12 protein-coding genes are annotated in these 18,787 nt (G+C 50.6%); 9 read left to right on the forward strand and 3 right to left on the reverse strand.

What is annotated here, in order from left to right:
- Nucleotides 1-28: 28 nt before the first annotated feature.
- Nucleotides 29-394: a four helix bundle protein gene (locus JTN23_RS05885; RefSeq protein ID WP_247233047.1), complete on the reverse strand. Its 366-nt coding sequence runs from the start codon at nucleotides 392-394 to the stop codon at nucleotides 29-31.
- Between the two features lie 95 nt (nucleotides 395-489).
- Here JTN23_RS05885 and JTN23_RS05890 point away from each other — a divergent pair, with 95 nt between their 5' ends.
- The 6 genes from JTN23_RS05890 to JTN23_RS05915 all read left to right on the forward strand — a co-directional run bounded on the left by JTN23_RS05890 (nucleotide 490) and on the right by JTN23_RS05915 (nucleotide 14,207).
- Nucleotides 490-1,167 (forward strand): ABC transporter ATP-binding protein, encoded by a 678-nt coding sequence (locus tag JTN23_RS05890; protein WP_247233049.1) that lies wholly within the window; start codon nucleotides 490-492, stop codon nucleotides 1,165-1,167.
- A gap of 151 nt (nucleotides 1,168-1,318) precedes the next feature.
- Nucleotides 1,319-3,724 carry an ABC transporter permease gene (locus JTN23_RS05895; protein WP_247233050.1) on the forward strand — a complete coding sequence of 802 codons (2,406 nt, stop codon included), beginning with the start codon at nucleotides 1,319-1,321 and terminating at the stop codon, nucleotides 3,722-3,724.
- 80 nt (nucleotides 3,725-3,804) lie between these two features.
- On the forward strand, nucleotides 3,805-6,171 hold the full coding sequence (locus tag JTN23_RS05900; RefSeq protein ID WP_247233052.1) for an ABC transporter permease: 2,367 nt from the start codon (nucleotides 3,805-3,807) through the stop codon (nucleotides 6,169-6,171).
- A gap of 108 nt (nucleotides 6,172-6,279) precedes the next feature.
- Nucleotides 6,280-8,658: an ABC transporter permease gene (locus JTN23_RS05905; protein WP_247233054.1), complete on the forward strand. Its 2,379-nt coding sequence runs from the start codon at nucleotides 6,280-6,282 to the stop codon at nucleotides 8,656-8,658.
- 549 nt (nucleotides 8,659-9,207) lie between these two features.
- On the forward strand, nucleotides 9,208-11,658 hold the full coding sequence (locus JTN23_RS05910; protein ID WP_247233056.1) for a TonB-dependent receptor: 2,451 nt from the start codon (nucleotides 9,208-9,210) through the stop codon (nucleotides 11,656-11,658).
- A gap of 173 nt (nucleotides 11,659-11,831) precedes the next feature.
- Nucleotides 11,832-14,207, forward strand: a complete 2,376-nt coding sequence (locus tag JTN23_RS05915) for an ABC transporter permease (RefSeq protein WP_247233058.1) — start codon at nucleotides 11,832-11,834, stop codon at nucleotides 14,205-14,207.
- A gap of 101 nt (nucleotides 14,208-14,308) precedes the next feature.
- Here the strand turns inward: JTN23_RS05915 and JTN23_RS05920 are convergent, their stop codons facing one another.
- Both JTN23_RS05920 and JTN23_RS05925 read right to left on the reverse strand, forming a co-directional pair.
- Nucleotides 14,309-14,737 carry a putative toxin-antitoxin system toxin component, PIN family gene (locus JTN23_RS05920; RefSeq protein WP_247233059.1) on the reverse strand — a complete coding sequence of 143 codons (429 nt, stop codon included), beginning with the start codon at nucleotides 14,735-14,737 and terminating at the stop codon, nucleotides 14,309-14,311.
- Nucleotides 14,730-14,927: a DUF8507 family protein gene (locus JTN23_RS05925; RefSeq protein WP_247233060.1), complete on the reverse strand. Its 198-nt coding sequence runs from the start codon at nucleotides 14,925-14,927 to the stop codon at nucleotides 14,730-14,732. The genes JTN23_RS05920 and JTN23_RS05925 overlap by 8 nt, the downstream gene beginning before the upstream one ends.
- A 135-nt stretch (nucleotides 14,928-15,062) precedes the next feature.
- Between JTN23_RS05925 and JTN23_RS05930 the strand changes: the two genes are divergently transcribed.
- From JTN23_RS05930 to JTN23_RS05940, 3 genes are all read left to right on the forward strand, one after another.
- A complete protein-coding gene (locus JTN23_RS05930) occupies nucleotides 15,063-17,513 on the forward strand; it encodes an ABC transporter permease (protein ID WP_247233061.1) in 2,451 nt (816 codons plus the stop codon).
- 385 nt (nucleotides 17,514-17,898) lie between these two features.
- Nucleotides 17,899-18,309, forward strand: a complete 411-nt coding sequence (locus tag JTN23_RS05935; protein ID WP_247233062.1) for a hypothetical protein — start codon at nucleotides 17,899-17,901, stop codon at nucleotides 18,307-18,309.
- The gene (locus tag JTN23_RS05940; RefSeq protein WP_247233063.1) at nucleotides 18,306-18,755 is read left to right on the forward strand and encodes a hypothetical protein; all 450 of its coding nucleotides are present in this window, start codon (nucleotides 18,306-18,308) and stop codon (nucleotides 18,753-18,755) included. The genes JTN23_RS05935 and JTN23_RS05940 overlap by 4 nt, the downstream gene beginning before the upstream one ends.
- Nucleotides 18,756-18,787 lie beyond the last annotated feature (32 nt).

Genomic DNA, 18,787 nt, shown 5'->3' on the forward strand with positions numbered 1-18,787 from the left:
AGGGAGAAAAGTATTATCTTTTTTCCGGCTAGGACGTGAAGTTTTCAGTTCGGGTCTTGATCAGAGAGTGTAGCATAGAAGAGATGAGGCGTGTTTTGTTAATCAACTCTTCTCCTGATTCCTGGCTAAGTACCCCAATGCGTATAGCAATCTGAATCTGTGTCCTGAGTTCCCCGGTAGACCCTTTGGCAATACGTAAGAACCGAATAAAATCCTTATTAGAATATCGTTCAAAACCTTCGGCTATGTTGGATGGAATAGACACAGCAGCCCGCTGCATCTGGTCCCTTAAACCAAAGTCTTTACAACCGGAGAGTAATTCGTACAAGCGTGTGGCAAGGGAGAAGCCTTCCTGCCATACTACCAGGTCCTCAAATTTTTCGATTTTAGCCATGTATAACTAATTCAATAAGTAACGGAATCGGCGGCAGGTAACTAAAACCTTTCCTCCTTTCCTCCCTTCGTACCTTTTATCCTTCTAAAAAAGCCATGCTCAGAACTACTAATTTGCAGAAAGTATTCACCACCGAAGAGGTGGAAACCACCGCCCTCAACGGCATTGATATGGAGATCAAGGACGGTGAATTTGTGGCCATTATGGGTCCTTCGGGATGTGGTAAATCCACCCTCCTGAATATCCTGGGGCTACTGGACAACCCTTCCGAAGGTACCTACGAGTTTTATGGTACGGATGTATCAAGAATGTCGGAGCGGCAGCGGGCGCAGATTCGTAAGGGCAACATTGGCTTCGTGTTCCAGAGCTTTAACCTGATTGACGAACTTACTGTGTATGAGAACGTCGAGCTACCCCTGCTGTACCTGAAGACGCCTCCCAATGAGCGCAAGGATCGCGTAGAAGCAGCCCTGACCCGCATGAACATGATGCACCGCCGCAACCACTTTCCGCAGCAGCTATCGGGTGGTCAGCAGCAGCGTACGGCTATCGCCCGGGCGGTAGTAGCTACTCCCAAAACCATCCTGGCGGATGAGCCTACGGGTAACCTCGATTCCAAGAACGGTGAAGAGGTAATGAACCTGCTCCGTCAGCTCAACGAAGGTGGTACTACCATCATCATGGTAACGCACTCCCCCTACGACGCCGGCTTCGCCCACCGCATCGTCAACCTCTTCGACGGTAAAATCGTGACCGAAAAGGTACATGTATAGTAGCTGTTAGGAGTTAGCGGTTAGTTGTTAGTTTTCTTTTTACAGGAAATTTTCCAGGATTTATTCAGGTGGATTCACCCTAATAAAACCAAGACATCTTATAAAGATCTGGCTTACAACTAATAGCTAACAGCTAATCCCTAAAATAGCCATGATAAAGAACTACTTTCGTATCGCTTTCCGGAATCTGTGGCGGAACAAGATGTTCTCGCTGATCACGGTGCTGGGGCTGGCCGTCGGACTGGCGAGCTGCCTGTTGCTGTTTATGTACGTATCGCACGAGCTGAGCTACGACGATTTTCAGCAGAAGGCCGACCGGACGGTGCGCGTGACGATGGAGTATAGCATGGATGGGAACGTAGGCAAGGTTCCCGTAACCGGTACTAAAGTAGCTCCTGAATTTGTCAGGGCTTTTCCCGAAGTAGAGGCGGGTGTACGGCTGCTGAACAGCTCAGCCATTGTACGCAACAACGAACAGAAGTTTAGTGAGAAGCGCTTCGTATATGCTGACTCCGCGCTATTCCACATATTTTCATTTCGGCTACTGAAAGGCAATCCGCAGACTGCCCTGGCCGGACCCAACCAACTGGTACTTTCGGAGTCAACGGCCCGGAAGTACTTTGGCGCTGAAGACCCTGTTGGCAAGGTACTGCGGGTAGATGCCCGCCGGGGCGAAACCGACTATACCGTAACGGGTGTGGTGGAAGACGCTCCGCTTAATTCGCAGATCAAGTACGACGTGCTGGCTTCCTTCTCGACGCTTGATGCTTCCAAAAAGGAGGAGTGGTGGTCGGCCAACTACGCTACCTACCTGCTGCTCCGTACGCCGGAGGCACTGGCCGGTCTGCAGGCCAAAGTACCCGGCTACATGAAGTCCAGGTCGGCCGAGACCGAAATGACTGGTAAGAACTACCTGTCCTATACCCTCGAACCCCTTCGCCGGGTGCACCTGCATTCGGAGGTAGAGGGTAACTTCGAGCCGAACGGTGACCTGCTTTACATCTATATCTTTGGCTCCATTGCGGTACTTATTCTGATTATAGCCTGCGTCAACTATGTCAACCTGGCTACGGCCCGGGCGGTGGAGCGGGCCCAGGAGGTAGGTGTACGTAAGGTAATGGGAGCGCTTCCTATGCAACTGTTTGGACAGTTTATCGGTGAGTCAGTCATTGTTACCTTCATCGCCCTGCTGATCGGGCTGCTGTTTGCGTACCTGGCTTTGCCGCTATTCAATCAGCTGTCGGACCGGCAGTTTTCCATTGAAGTGTGGCTCCAGCCAGCCAACCTGCTGATCATCGCCGGTATTGGCGTGGGGGTGAGTTTTGTGGCAGGTAGCTATCCAGCTCTGGTACTAACCAATTATCAGCCGATCCGGGTCCTGAAAGGCCACCTCAAATCCACCGGCGCTGGTAACTTCCGCCGTACGCTCATCGTGTTTCAGTTTGCGATCACGGCCTTTCTGATCATCAGTACCTTTATCGTACAGAACCAACTCTCCTACATTCAGAACAAGAAGCTGGGTTATGACAAGGATCACGTACTAGTGCTACCAGCCGACCGGCAGGTGGGGGAGAAAATACAAACGCTTAAAAACGAATTGAAGCAGCACCCCGGCGTACAGCAGGCTTCGCTGGCGTACGAGTCGCCGGTGTTTGTCAAGGGCGGGTACGGGATGCGGCGCTCCGATAGATCCGAAGACCAGTACAAGATGGTATCGGGCCTGCCGGTGGATGAAGATTTCGTAAAAACCATGGGGCTGCGCATCCTGGCAGGCAGCGACCTGACCCGGCAGGACATGGAGCTGGCGCCCGTTATGTACGGTGATACGGCCAACTACTACCATTTTATCCTTAATGAAGCTGCTGCCAAAGAGCTGGGCTGGACCCCGCAGCAGGCCATTGGTCAGAAGATAGATATGGGCCAGAATCGTAAGGGTGAAGTAAAGGCCGTAGTGGAGAACTTTCATTTTGCCTCCATGCGCGAGACGATCCGTCCGCTGGTCATCTTCCCCGAGGGGTATGGTAATGTACTACTGGTAAAGCTGTCGGGAAATCAGCTGCCGGGTACTTTGCAGTTTCTGGAAAGCAAATGGAACGCACTGATCACCAGCCGTCCCTTTGAGTACCAGTTTCTGGATGAGGAGTTCAATAAACTCTACGCTACCGAAACCCGCACCGGCCGTATTTTCAGTGTGTTTGCGTTTCTGTCCATTTTTCTGGCGTGTCTGGGGCTGTTTGGCCTGTCGGCCTATACGACGGCACTCCGTACCAAGGAGATCGGTATCCGTAAAGTACTTGGCGCCTCCGTGGGTAGTATCGTAGCCCTGCTCTCGCAGGATTTTCTCAAACTTGTCCTGATCGCCATTGTCATTGCTTCGCCACTCGCCTGGTACGCCATGGATCGTTGGTTACAGGATTTTGTCTACCGCATCAACATCCCCTGGTGGGTATTCGTAGTAGCCGGACTGCTTGCCGTAGGTGTAGCGCTGGTAACGGTAAGTTTCCAATCGGTCAAAGCCGCTCTCATGAATCCGGTGAAATCTTTAAAAACGGAGTAAAGCAGGAAAGGAGGAAAGTCCCAAAAGTGCTATTCAGTATAGTTACTTTTCTCCTTTCCTCCTTTTATCCTTATAAGTCCATGATCAAAAACTACTTCAAAATAGCCTGGCGAAATCTGACGAAGCATAAGGCGTTCAGCTTCATCAATATTACGGGGTTAGCCGTAGGGCTAGCCACCACCATGCTGATCCTCCTGTGGGTAAAGGATGAGGTAAGTATGGACCGGTTTCATGCCAACTACGAGCGCATCTATAATGTCATGGAGCACCAGGCCAACGGCGCTGAGGTGGCTACCTTTTCATCCATTCCCATGCCGGCTGCGGCTACCATAAAGCGGGATGTCCCGGAGGTAGAGGCGGCCTCGCGCATCTCCTGGGGCGATGAGAGGCTTTTTAACTATAAAGAAAAAACGTTTGTAGAGCGGGGGCTCTACGTAGATCCGGACTTCCTGACGGTTTTCACGTTCCCACTCTTGTCCGGCGATAGAAAGACCGCTCTCACCGAACCCAATACCGTACTCATCTCCGAAAAATTAGCTGCCAAGTACTTTGGTAGCGACGATCCTATCAACAAAACCATCCGGATCAGCCAGAAGCTGGACTACAAGGTAGTAGGAGTACTCAAGGATGTACCCGCCAACTCCACCTACAAGTTTGACTGGCTGATGCCTATAACGGACTACATCCGGGAGCAGCAGATGAACCCGGATTCATGGGGAAACAACAACATCCGCACAGCCCTACTACTAAAACCCGGTACAGAGGCAGAAAAAGTAAATCAGAAAATCAAAGATATGGTCGGCCAGCATGAAGCGGGCAGCAAAAACATTACGCTGTTTCTGCACGCGGCTCAGGACTGGTACCTGCGTTATGACTTCAAGAATGGACAGTACAACGGAGGAGGACGCATTACCTATGTCCGCCTATTTACTATTGTAGCCATTTTTGTACTGCTGATCGCCTGTATCAATTTCATGAATCTATCCACGGCCCGTGCTACTCAGCGCGCCAAAGAGGTGGGGGTACGTAAGGTGGCGGGCGCTGACAAGCATGCGTTGGTCTGGCAGTTCCTGGGCGAATCTATGTTACTCACCGCTTTTGCTGGTGTGCTGGCCATACTTATCGTATCTCTGGTACTCCCCATGTTTAATGACCTGCTGTCGCGACAGATTCAGGTTGAATGGCAGAATGAAACGTATCTGGCTACTTACCTGGGTATATTGCTTGTTACCAGCCTGCTGGCGGGGCTGTATCCGGCTTTTGTTCTCTCGGCCTACCAGCCGGTCAAGGTACTAAAAGCGGGGCGGATGCAACCCGGTGGCGGCGCAGTCCGGATCCGGCAGTCGTTGGTGGTGATGCAGTTTACGCTGTCTATCCTGCTGATCATCGGTACGCTGGTAGTATACCAGCAGGTCAACTACATCCGGAATATGAACCTCGGGTACAGCAGAGACAATGTACTGTTGTTTTCGACCGAAGACCTTAACTACAAACGGTACGAACTAGCGCATGCTGAATTTAGCAAAGTACCGGGTGTAGAATCGGTAACGGTGGCTAATACGGTATTCAACGGACCCACCAACCGTGAGAACGGCCTCCGCTGGCCGGGTAAGACCGAGGATGATAAAACCCTTTTTGCGGTAATCAACGGGGATCAGGATATGATACCTACTATGGGGCTGCAGCTTAAAGATGGCCGGAACTTTTCAGAAGACTTTGGTGCTGATTCCACTCATATTATCATCAATGAAGAGGCCGCCCGGCGCATGGGATTGAAAGATCCCGTGGGAACGCCGGTTGAGTTTGGTGATACCTGGAAGGGCACGATCATTGGCGTAGTCAAAGACTTTCATCTCTCGTCGATCCATTCACCCATTGAGCCTACTGTTATCACCTATCAGCCCCAGTATACCTGGATTACCTTGGTAAGGCTGGATGGACAGAACGTGCCCCAGTCGCTGGCGAAGCTGGAAGAAGTCTATAAATCTCTGCTGCCAGGCTATCCCTTCAAGTACCAGTTCCTGGATCAGGAGTATGATAAAATGTACAAGAGCGAAATGCAGATCGGACAACTGGCCAGCTGGTTTTCGGGATTAGCCATTTTTATCTCCTGTCTGGGGTTGTTTGGGCTGGCTTCGTTTACGGTGGAGCGGCGCACCCGCGAAATTGGAGTGCGCAAAGTACTGGGCGCTTCGGTGGTGAGTGTACTTACCCTTATTTCCCGGGAGTTTGTCGCACTAGTACTTATAGCCCTGCTGCTGGCCGCTTATCCCGCCTGGTACCTCATGAATGACTGGCTGGGTAAGTTTGCTTACCACGTCGAAATAAGTTGGTGGGTTTTTGTACTGGGGGGGCTGCTGGTAGTGGGGGTGGCGCTACTAACTGTAAGTTTTCAGTCTATCAAAGCAGCGTTAATGAATCCGGTGAAGTCTTTACGAACAGAATAAGAGGAGGAGTAAAGGTAGAAATGGAGGAAAGGAGGAAAGTAATTTCTCCCTTCCTCCTTTTATCCTTTCCTGCTTTTCTCCTTACCAAGCAACCTTAACCAAAATGCCATGATCAGAAATTACCTCAAAGTAGCCCTGCGGAACCTGTTGAAAAACAAGGTCTACACCTTCATTAACATTTTTGGCCTGGCCGTGGGTATGGCGGTCGCTATCCTGATTGGACTGTGGATATGGGATGAGCTATCCTTTAACAAGTACCACAAGAACTACGACCGGGTAGCTCAGGTGATGCTCAACCAGACCTTCAATGGGAGTACCGGCAGTAGTCGGGCGGTATCGCTACCAATACGGGGGGAAATTCAGAATAAGTATGCAGCTGATTTCAAGCACATAGCCCAGGCTTCCTGGAACTTTGATCACGTACTGGCCAACGGGCAAACCAAGATTATCAAGAGCGGCATGTACTCAGAGCCGGATCTGCCCGAGATGCTCTCGCTCCGCATGATTAAAGGCTCGTACCAGACGGCCCTTCGGGAGCCTTCGTCCATTATCTTGTCTGAGTCGGTTGCTAAGGCCCTGTTTGGTAAGGAAGAAGCGCTGAACAAGATCATTAAGATCGATAATAAGACCGACCTCAAAGTAACGGGTATCTTTGAAGACCTACCCTTCAACAACGATTTCCACGAAACCTACTTCTATATACCCTGGGCCGCTTACGAGGCCGACCAGGAGTGGGTCAAAAACTCAAAGGATCAATGGGGCAACCACTCCTTCCAGCTTTACGTCCAGATCAGTGATAAGGCTGACTTTGATAAAGTAACGGCTAAAATCAAAGACGTGGAGAAACCGCACTCTACGCCGCAGGAGAATCCAGAGTACTTCCTGCACCCCATGAGCAAGTGGCACCTGCACTCTGAGTTTAAGGATGGCAAAAATATTGGAGGCCGCATCACGTTTGTGTGGCTCTTTGGCATTATTGGCATCTTTGTGCTGGCGCTGGCCTGTATCAATTTTATGAACCTGAGCACCGCCCGTTCTGAGAAGCGAGCCAAGGAGGTAGGGGTCCGTAAAGCCATTGGTTCGCTGCGGGAGCAGCTAATCTTCCAGTTTTATAGCGAGTCGTTTCTGGTTGTTTCCTTCGCTTTCCTGCTGTCTATTATTATGGTGCTGCTGTCGCTGGGCTGGTTCAACGAGGTAGCCGGCAAGGAAGTACGTATCCCCTATGCAAATCCTGTATTCTGGCTCCTGATCCTGCTTTTTACGGCTATGACCGGCTTCCTGTCCGGAAGTTATCCTGCCTTGTACTTGTCTTCTTTCAACCCGCTCAGCGTACTGAAAGGTACCTTCCGGGTGGGGCGTTGGGCAGCGGTTCCCCGCAAGGTACTGGTAGTGGTACAGTTTACCGTTTCCATTGTGCTCATTATCGGTACCATTGTCGTTTTCAATCAGATCCAGCACGCCAAGAACCGTCCGGTGGGGTACTCGAGGGAGGGACTCATTCAGACCAATATTAATAATGAGTTGAATGGCAAGTACGATGTGTTGCGGGACGGCCTGCTGAAGTCAGGAGCCGTGGCTGAGATGAGTGTGTCATCAAGCCCCGCTACCGGAGTATGGTCCAACCAGATCGGGTTCGAATGGGAAGGCAAAGACCCTAACTCGCTCCCGCTCTTTGGTACCGTGGCCTGTACACACGACTTTGGCAAAACCATCGGCTGGAATATTATTGAAGGACGGGACTTCTCCCGCGCGTACTCGACCGATACATCCGCCCTGATCCTGAACGAAGCAGCCGTAGAACTCACGGGATTGAAAGATATAGTAGGCAAAACCATTCGGTGGAACGATACGCCGTATCAGGTAGTGGGGGTGGTAAAGAATATGGTGATGGAGTCGCCCTATACACCCATTAAGCCTACCATATTTACCATGAACTACGACTGGGCCAACATTATCAATATTAAGCTCCAGCCAGGTATACCCGTAAAAGAAGCCATATCTAAGGTAGAAGCAGTCTTTAAAGTACATAGTCCCAATAGCCCGTTCGACTATAAATTTACGGATGAGGAGTACGATGCCAAGTTCCGGGCCGAAGAGCGTATCGGTAAGCTGGCGGGAGCCTTTGCCGGACTTGCCGTATTCATTAGCTGTCTGGGTCTATTTGGTCTGGCTTCCTTTACCGCCGAGCAACGTACCAAGGAGATTGGCGTACGTAAGGTACTGGGGGCTTCGGTATTTACGCTGTGGCGACTCCTTTCTAAGGACTTTACCATGCTGGTGATTATTTCCTTTTTCATCGCCGCACCCATTACCTACTACTTCATGTACGGGTGGCTGGAAACCTACGAGTATCGTACCGGTATTTCGTGGTGGGTATTTATCTTGTCGGGCCTGGGTGCTATGGCTATTACCTTACTTACCGTATCGTACCAGAGTATCAAAGCCGCTATGATCAATCCGGTGAAGAGTCTTAAATCAGGCGAATAACGGTACTTGCCTATCCGATTTCGAGAGAAATCTTTCTATCTGAAACTGTCGTGGAGACGCAGCTTATGGCGTCTCCACGACAGTTTTATGCTATAGCGCGGCGACAGTTGACCGCTGCTCCCATGTGCCTGCTGAATTAAGCCGCCGCTTCGTCCCATTTTTGCGGCTTTCCATCCCATCTAATCTAGGTTATCCCATGTACTCACTAATCTTGTTGCTACCAACCCGGAAAGGGAGAGGGGAGCAACAATGACATTGGTAACAGAGGCTAACTCTGCTTTTCGTTTACCACTTGCCCTACCCAGTAACCGCTTATCATTTAAACCATAAATTCCAACAAGGTACCTTGTTACGCAAAGTACCTTTTTATATATTCGTTCATTATAATAGTTAAAGAAGAACAGAAGCCGGCCAAAAGAAACAGCATTCGCTTAGAAGAGTAACCCCACTCTAATTCGAAGTACCAATCAGCAATACCCTGAAAAACACAATGGTTTTCAGCGGAATCCCTATGCCTAACATAATCTATTAGCCATGAAAATTACTACCATGAAAAACAGAACGAGTACGATCCTGATGTCCTGGCTGGTGGCCTGTGGACTCCTGCTTTTCGCTCCGGCTGCTCTGGCCCAAAGTACCTCCGGTACAGCTTCCATCACCGGTACCCTGGCCGACTCTGCCAGCCAGAAGAAACTGGATTTTATCACGGTTCACCTGATGACCAACCCTGGTACCCTCCTGAAAGTAGACTACACCCGGACGGACGGTACTTTTGCCTTTAAAGGCCTGCGCCCGGGCAAGTACCTGGTAAGCCTGGTAGGTGTAGGGTACCTGCCCAAAACCGTAGCCGCGGACCTTACGGATAGTACCCGGCAGCACCTGGATCTGGGCCCGCTCTACCTCAGCCAGGGTACCGTCGGGCTAAAAGAGGTAACGGTGAAGGCAGCCAAACCCATCGTGGTCCAGGAGGTAGACCGCATTGCCTATGACCTGCAGGCGGATCCGGAAAGCAAAGTTTTCAGCGTACTGGAAATGATGCGCAAGGTACCTCTGCTTTCGCTGGATGCCGATGACAACATCCTGCTCAAGGGCAACACCGACTTCAGGATCCTGATCAACGGCAAGCCGTCCAGCATGGTTGAGCGGAACTACAAGGATATCCTGCGGTCTATGCCGGCTTCCTCCATTCAGCGCATTGAGGTTATTACCACGCCACCGGCCAAGTACGATGCCGAGGGGCTGGCGGGGATCATCAACATCATTACCAACAAAAAGGTCGACAATGGGTATAATGGTACCTTGAATATAAGTGAGCGCTTCCCGATTGGCGGTCCCGGTGTGGGAGGCTCTTTTTCAGCCAAAGTAGGCAAGTTTGGTATGTCGGTCATTGGCGGGGCCAATACCTTTACTTCTCCGCGTATTTCGATTGCCACTCAGCGCACTACCACCGGCATGCAGCCAACGAGCCTTTTTCAGAACGGCAGCCAGCAGTCACGTAATAATAGTGCTTATTTGGGATATGAACTAAGCTACGAACTGGACAGCCTGAACCTGTTTTCGGGACAATTTAATATTAACGGCAGCCGCTCCAACGGGCGGATGGGGCAGGACAGCCGGCTCCTGCGCGATGACCTTCTTTTGCAAGGGTATAACCTGAACAATTTTACCCAGGGCCGGGGCACGGGTATGGATGCAGCACTGAACTACCAGAAAGGGTTCAGGGCGGATAAAAACCGGATGCTCACCTTTTCGTACCGCTATTTCTCGTACCGCAATGAGCAAAGAAACACGATTGACATCACGGATGAGGTAGCCTACTTCCAGCCTGATTACCGCCAGCTAAACGATCAGGGCTTCGCCGAACAAACCTACCAGATGGACTACGTGTACCCGGTGAAAAAACTAACGGTTGAAGCCGGGGCCAAAGCCATTCTCCGGATCAACGAGAGTGATTTCCGGCACCACAGCCAGAACACCGAAACGGGGGAGTTTGAGATACAGCCCGGCCTGAGCAATCAGTTCCGGAACGAGCAGAATGTCTACGGCGCCTACAATACGTACCAGTACAACTTCAAAAACTGGGGCCTCAAAGGGGGCGTCCGTATAGAGCAGACGATCATTAACGCGGATTTTCAGTTTACCGAACTGAAGGTACGACAGAACTACTTCAACGTGATACCATCCCTATCTGCCAATCGGAAGTTCAAAGGTGGTAAGGCGCTGAATCTTGGTTATTCACAGCGTATACAGCGGCCGGGTATTTACCAGCTGAATCCCTTTGTGGACAGATCAAATCCAAACTTTGAGCGGACGGGAAACCCTAACCTGCGGCCCGCCCTGGTCAATGATATCCAATTGGGCTATAACTGGTCCAAAAAAGGATCGGTTAATATTGGACTGGGCTTTACGTATTTCCGGGATCTGATCTTTCCGGTGTCGATATATGACTCTACTACCCGGATTACCCGCACCACGTTTGGCAATACCGGCCGGGCCAAGCTACCTAGCGCAAGCCTGAACGTGAACTATCCGATTACCAAACGATGGAATATGAGCCTAAACAGCCGGGCGGCCTACGGTATGGTACAAGGACTGGTAAACGGGGTGCTGATCAAAAACCAGGGACTCATGTACAATATGGCCTTGTCGACGGGCTACCGACTGGAGAAGGGGTGGCGCGTCAATGCGAATCTGAATGTCAACGGTCCTAACCTGAGCCTGCAGGGTACCTCCAACCGTATGATCAGCTCAGCGTTCAGCGTCAACAAAGATGTAGTTAAAGACAAGCTGTCCTTTTCGGCCGCAGTGAATAATCCTTTTACCAAATTCAGACGCGACTACCGGGAGTCCTTCGGGCCTGACTTTGTGCAGTCCAACGAGCGGCTGGATTATTTCCGCTCCTACCAGTTCAGCCTGAACTACAAGTTTGGAAAGCTGAAGGAAGCCATCAAGAAAAACAAGCGAGGCATCCGTAATGACGATGTCCAGACCGGGAACTAACCCGGTACCTGATCCTAATCCAAAATCTTACAACAAAGCCGCGTCCGCACCTGAACAAAACTGTCCGATATCGGACAGTTTTGTTCAGGTGTCTGTTTATAATATACTGATATACAGCGAGGTGTCGGTCTTGGTATAGCTTTTGATTAAACCAAAATACCAACTCCAAAGCCATGATCAAAAACTACCTCAAAATCGCCTGGCGTAACCTTTTGAAGAACAAGGTGTACTCCTTTATTAACATCATGGGACTGACCGTCGGTATGTCGGCCTGCTTCCTGATCTTCATCTATGTCAATTTTGAGTTGAGCTATGATGCCTTCCACTCCAAAGCCGACCGAATCTACCGGTTGGTAACAGACATAAAAACGCCTTCCGAAACCATTAATACCTCGGCTACCTCCTGGGCCTTTGCTCCGGCTATCAAGGCTGATCTGCCCGAGGTGGAAGCCTTTACCCGGGTGAGTGGCGAAAGCCTGCTGGTCAGGAAGGGAGACATCAAGTTCCAGGAAGAAAATTCGGCTTATGCCGACTCCTCTCTTTTTCAGGTATTCGACTTTGAGCTGATCAAGGGAAATCCCAAAACGGCTCTGAAAGAGCAGTTAAGTATCGTACTTTCCGAAAAAGCCGCCGAAAAGTACTTTGGCAAAGAGGACCCCATAGGCCAGAACCTACTGCTAACTGGCGAAGGGCTGGTAGCGACGGTAACGGGCGTAATGAAAAATATACCTGAGAACTCGCAGGTAAAAGCGGATGTCTTTGTTTCCATGTCAACCTTTACCCAGCGGTTTGCCAAGGGTATTGATGATCAGTGGGGCAACTTTGGGGCTTCGACTTACCTGTTGCTGAAGCCCGGTACTACCGGAAGTACGCTGGAGAAAAAGCTTCCGGCTTTTCTGGAAACCCGGGCCGGTAAGCTGATGAAGGATAACAAGATGCACTACACGCTGTTTCTGGAACCGCTCAGAGACATATACCTGCACTCCACCCGTGAGAGCCAGGGCAATGCCAACAACGTGTACATCTTCTCCATAGTGGCGGTCTTTATTCTGCTGATTGCCTGTATCAACTTCGTAAACCTGACCACCGCCCGCTCGGCCGAACGGGCCAAGGAGGTAGGGGTACGTAAGGTAGTAGGCGCCCCCCGGGCGCTGCTGGCGCGGCAGTTTATCGCGGAGTCCATCCTGCTGTGTATGATTGCCTTTGTACTTTCTATACTACTTTCTGCCCTGCTGATCCCGCTGTTCAACGATCTGGCGGGTAAGACCATCAGTACCGGCATTCTTGATAATGGACTGTATGTACTGGGCATGTTCATTGCCTCTATTCTCATTGGTATACTGGCAGGTTTCTATCCGGCTCTGGTCCTATCTTCCTTTGAGCCAATAGTCGTCCTGAAAGGTCGTTTTGCCACCAGTGTTCGTGGTATCTTGCTACGTAAGGGGCTGGTAGCGGCTCAGTTCGCTATTTCCATTGCCCTGATCATTGCTACTATTATTGTCTTTACCCAGATGAACTACATGCGGGATCGTGATCTGGGTTTCAGTAAAGACCAGATGCTGATTGTGAACACGCAGGGTGACCCGGCCAAGGTTAATTTTAAGGAGTCGCTGGCTTCAATACCGGGTGTTATGTCTACCGCTCTTTCGTCCAGCGTACCGGGTGGTGGTAATCCCGGAGCTTACTCCGAAATAGAAAACAAGAGCGGCGATCTGCAGATCGCTAACCTGGACCTGTACTTCGTTGACTTTGATTATATTCCTCACTATAAATTAAAAATGGCCGCCGGACGGCCCTTCTCACGGGAGTTTGGGACGGATACTACCCAGGCCATGGTCATGAACGAAGCGGCCACCAAGTTATTCGGGTACAGTACGCCGGAGGAAGCCATCGGCCGCCGATTTAAACAGTGGGGACGTGAGGGTAAAATTGTCGGAGTAATTAAGGATTTTCATTTCCGGTCCTTGCAGGAAAAAATCAAGCCCCTCACCATGCGCATAGAGCCCGGGGGAAGCAGCCTGGTATCGGTAAAACTGGCAGGTGGTAACATTCCCGAAACCATCAAGGCCGTAGAAGCCAAATGGAACCAGCTGGTACCTAACCGGCCGTTCAGCTACTACTTCATGGACGAGTTCTTTGACCGGCAGTACCGCAGCGAAGAGCGTTTTGAGAAGCTATTCCTAAACTTTGCTATCCTGGCTATTTTTATCTCTTGTCTGGGGCTGCTGGGGCTGGCATCATACAGTACCCTGCAGCGCACTAAGGAAATTGGAGTACGCAAAGTAATGGGCGCTTCGATCGGCAGCATCGTAGGGCTGCTTTCTAAAGATTTCCTGAAGCTGGTACTGATTGCCTTCCTCATTGCCTCACCCATTGCCTGGTACTTCATGTCCGAGTGGCTGCAAAACTTTGAGTACAGGACCGATATCCACTGGTGGGTATTCCTGGTAGCTGCGGTTATGGCCGTGACCATTGCCTTTGCCACCGTCAGTTTCCAGAGTATCAAAGCCGCGCTGATGAACCCGGTGAAATCGCTGCGGAGTGAGTAATGTAGGAGGAAAGTGCCGAAAGTACATGTACGATCGGTGACTACATTATCCCTTCCTCCGCACGGCGGCCACCGCTTGGAGGAAGGGATAATGTAGAGATACTATGATACGAAGTCAGATTGATACCGTTGCTCAAATTCTTCGTAGCGAAGTACCTGAATGGGAGGGAAGTCGATGGTTTTGATCTGGTGAATATGGCGGTCGTTGCTTACGATATAGTCAGACTGGCTGGCAAGGAAGCAATCAATAAACTTATTGTCATCTTTGTCACTTTCAATGAGCTGCCACAGATACGATGGATTAAATAGGTGGATATTTGGAAGCATTAGCAAGAAGTCCAGTGTTGTATCGGTTCGCTGAAGACCATAGCGTAAGGCTATCTGTTCCTGGTACTCTATTAGAATTTCGTTTGATACGGCCAATTCATATTTCCCCTGAATTAGGGACTGATATAACCAGTGGTACTTATAGTGGGGAGCCAGAGATACCAAAAAGACGTTGGTGTCCAGAACAACGCGAAGTTTATTCATTGAGCCAGCGGTCGAGGTCCTCTTCGGTAATGTTTTTTTCGGAGACTGCCTGTTCTACTTTACCGATAAGCTTATCTGAGAAGTAGTCAGCAAGCAATTTTCTGATGGCAAGAAGGTCCTTTTCGTCTGGCTGAAAAGAATATACATTCAGTAATTCGAGTTGCAGAGAGCTTAATTTCTGATTTTCCATACCATTCCATTTGATATATAACAAAAATACTAAAAAATCGGGCGAGACGTAGAGACGCAAGATATTGCGTCTCTACAATCTATTTTAAGCTAAAACTACCAGCTAATAGCCAATGTCTACCAGCTAGCAAAGCTCATGATTAAAAACTACTTCAAAATAGCCTGGCGGAACTTATGGGGCCAGAAAGTGCTCTCCTTTATCAACATTATTGGTCTGACGGTGGGGCTGACCTGCTGCTTTCTGATTGGTATCTTCGTACGGCACGAATTGAGCTACGACCAGTTCCAGGAGCGCTTTGACCGTATATACCGCATTACCTACCTGCCCCGCTTCGCGGGTCTGGAGCAGCCGCTGGCCCTGACGCCCCCACCGGTATCACCACTGCTGGCCGAGACATTCTCGGAAGTAGAAACTTCTGCCCGGATGTTCCGGAGTCCGGCTACGGTGGAGGTGAAGCAGTCGGGAGCTAATGCCGCCGCCAAGTACGACGAAGAACAACTTTACTTTACTGACCCGGCTATTCTGGATATTTTCTCCTTTGAGTTTGTAAAAGGAAATCCGCGGGAGGCGCTGCGGGATAAATTCTCCATAGTACTTACCGAGAAAACCGCACATAGGTACTTTGGCGAAGGAGACCCCATGGGGCAGACTCTCATCTACGAAGGCAAGTACCCTATGAAGGTGAGTGGTGTAGTCAAAGACTTCCCCGACAACTCCCACATTCACCCGGAGCTACTGGCCAACTACGAAACCATGTACGCCACCGAAACTGAGCGGGCGCGAGAGAACCTGCCCTATAACTGGGTGATTTCGCACTCCTATACCTACGTACTGCTGCGTCCAGGCCGCTCGCCCGACGGGGTCAATGCCCGTTTTCCGCAGTTCATCAAAGCCCATGCTGATGCCCAGGTGGCCGATGGCATTGATTACATGCTGGAGCCTATGCGTGACTTCTACCTACGCACCCGGACAGACAATACCCCCGAGCCTGTAGGTAGTATGTCGCGGCTGTACGTGTTCCTGGGGATTGCCGGGCTTACGCTCCTGATCGCCTGCATCAACTTCATCAACCTCTCGACGGCCCGCTCCCTGAAGCGTGCCAAAGAGGTTGGTATCCGTAAGGTACTGGGCAGCCAGAAGCAGCAGCTGGTGTTGCAGTTTCTGGGAGAGTCGCTGCTGCTGAGTGGGATGGCGCTGGTGCTGGCACTGGTGCTGATTGGTGGGTTGCTACCGGTCCTGAATCAGCTGACCGACAAACAGCTGACCATGGAGTACTTCCTGAACGATGCCCTGCTGATGCTCCTGTTTGTAGGCATAGCCCTGGGCGCGGGTGTACTGTCGGGTATCTATCCGGCTTTTGTGGTGTCCGGTTTCCAGCCGGTCACGACCTTGAAAGGCAACTTCCTGAGCGGCAAGGCGCGTGGTGGTATGTTGCGTCAGGTACTACTGGGGGTACAGTTTGTGACGTCGGTGGCGCTGATCATTGGTACCCTGGTGATGTGGCGACAATTAGACTACTTACAGAATCAGCCGCTGGGCTTCAACAAAGACTTTATCATTACTGCTAATATCCGCAACCCTAAGATTACCAATGTATTCGCCACCGCTTCCGACAGCAGCTACCAGCGATTAAGTACCTTCCGCGAAGTACTGACGCAGAATCCGCAGGTTGAGGCGGTGACGCTATCAAGCCAGCCGTTGGGCAATGGTAGCGTACGGCGCAACGTAGTACCCGAAGGCCGCACTGCCGAGGACAACCTGTTCGTGTCGGTGCTGGCCGTGGACTATAACTTTGCTGATACCTACGGTTTGCAACTGGTAGCCGGGCGGGATTTTTCGGAGCAGTACGGCACCGATAAAACCGAAGGGTACCTGATCAATGAAACCGCCGTGAAGGAATTTGGCTGGCCCTCGCCCGAAGCGGCAGTCGGAAAATCGCTCAATGTGGAAGGCCGGTCCGGTCGGGTAGTGGGTGTACTGAAGGACTTTCATAACCAGTCGCTGTACGGGCCTATCACCAGCCAGGTAATGAGCATCGTGCAGCCCCAGTTGACGCTGGTGTCCATAAAGCTCCGCCCCAACCAGGTGGAGACGACCCTGAAGCAGGTACAGGCCGAGTGGGATAAGTACTTCCCCGAAAAGAGCTTCGACTACGAATTTGTAGATCAGAACCTGGCGCAGCTCTACGACCGCGAGCAGCGCCGCAGTACCCTCATCGGCTACTTCGCCGGACTGGCTATCCTTATTTCTTGTCTGGGTCTATACGGCCTTATATCGCTGGTGACGCAGCAGAAAACGCGCGAAATAGGTATCCGTAAAGTACTGGGGGCGAGTGTGGGAAGCGTGGTGCTTATGCTTTCCAGAGACTTTGTACTACTGGTGCTGGTGGCGATGGTCATTGCCTCGCCCATTGCCTGGTACTTCATGGATAAGTGGCTGGCCGACTTTGCCTACAAGATTAACATGGAGTGGTGGATGTTCGTAGTGGCCGGCCTGCTGGTGACGGTAATTGCGTTGGTGACGGTTTCATTTCAGTCTGTCAAGGCAGCTTTGATGAATCCGGTAAAAAGCTTGCGAAGTGATTAATGGAGAATTAAGGATTTTTAATTCATTATGAAGGAATAGAAGAGGTGTCGCACCTACGGATCTTTTGTTGGCAGGCTACTTTTATTTCTACTAAAGTACCGTCCCTTCGAGGCTGGCTAGCAGTATTTAGCCCCGGAGTGGCACAACTTAAGTAGAAACATTAAAAAAGTCATAGTAAAAGCTCCATAGGAGCGGTACCATTCAACTTTTTCATACACTATTCATAAATAATAAAAGGTAATAAGATAATGAATTGGTAATGGTAACTTATTGGTATTAAAGGTGTTAGCTACTTTTACATTTCCTTAACACTCTTTTACGCGCGTTATTGAGCCTTTGAAATAGCAGCCGTTACATTTGTCCGGTACACTAAATTTTTACCAAAATGAAAATCAAGACCGGACTTATGTTTCTGGTGGCTTACGCACTGCTGAACAGCCTGACCTACGCCCAGGACCCATTCAAACACTGCACCGCCGCTTTTCTGGGTACTCAACTGGTGGTAGACGAGTACAGCCCTAAAGGCAAATGCGTACTGCTCGCTACTTCGGTAGGTGTCCTCACCGTTCAGACCGTTGATTTGTCTGCTGATAAGGTTAGCCGGGTGGCTGAGATCTTCTTCAAGGTTGCGATCAGGGATAAGGAAACCAATACACTGGCGATGTACTCGAAAGAGGATTTTAAGCAGGTCGATATTCAAAAGGTACTGACCCGGTGCAAGCGGGGCGACTCCATTGTCCTGCTTTCCGTGAATAACCAGTACGCATTACCTCACAACGAAATCCTGATCCAATGAAAAAGCACCTGATTGTAAAGATAGCTATACTGGCGGCGCTGGTGGCCGGTACCTGTGGGTTTGGTCGGACGGAGGTAGAGGGTCTTAACGAAACTTCTGTTCTGCTAAACGGTAAGCCGCTGTATGCTGCCAGCCTGTCGGTCGGGAGTCGGGGTACTCTGGCTGTAGTAGTGGCCGATCCTGAAACGGATGAAGCCGTTAAAATTCCCTTCCGAATATACGTGAAACGGGGTACAGCGGTAGTGAGTCTAACGGGCTCCGATTTTGGCCAGCCGCTGCGGGAGGTGGAACTGGGCAAGATACTGGCGCATGCCCAGGCGGGGGATGAACTGGTGATTGAGCCAACGGAGAAAAGTCAGATAGAGGCAAGGCGGGTAATCCGGGTAAATGGTTTTCCGTTTTGTAACTGGCTGCTTTTGCGGAACAAAACCGGCGACGGTTGCTAGATCAGGTACTTAATGGTTTGAATTGATGTATT

It is taken from the genome of Telluribacter roseus, assembly GCF_017355915.2.
Lineage (GTDB): Bacteria > Bacteroidota > Bacteroidia > Cytophagales > Spirosomataceae > Telluribacter.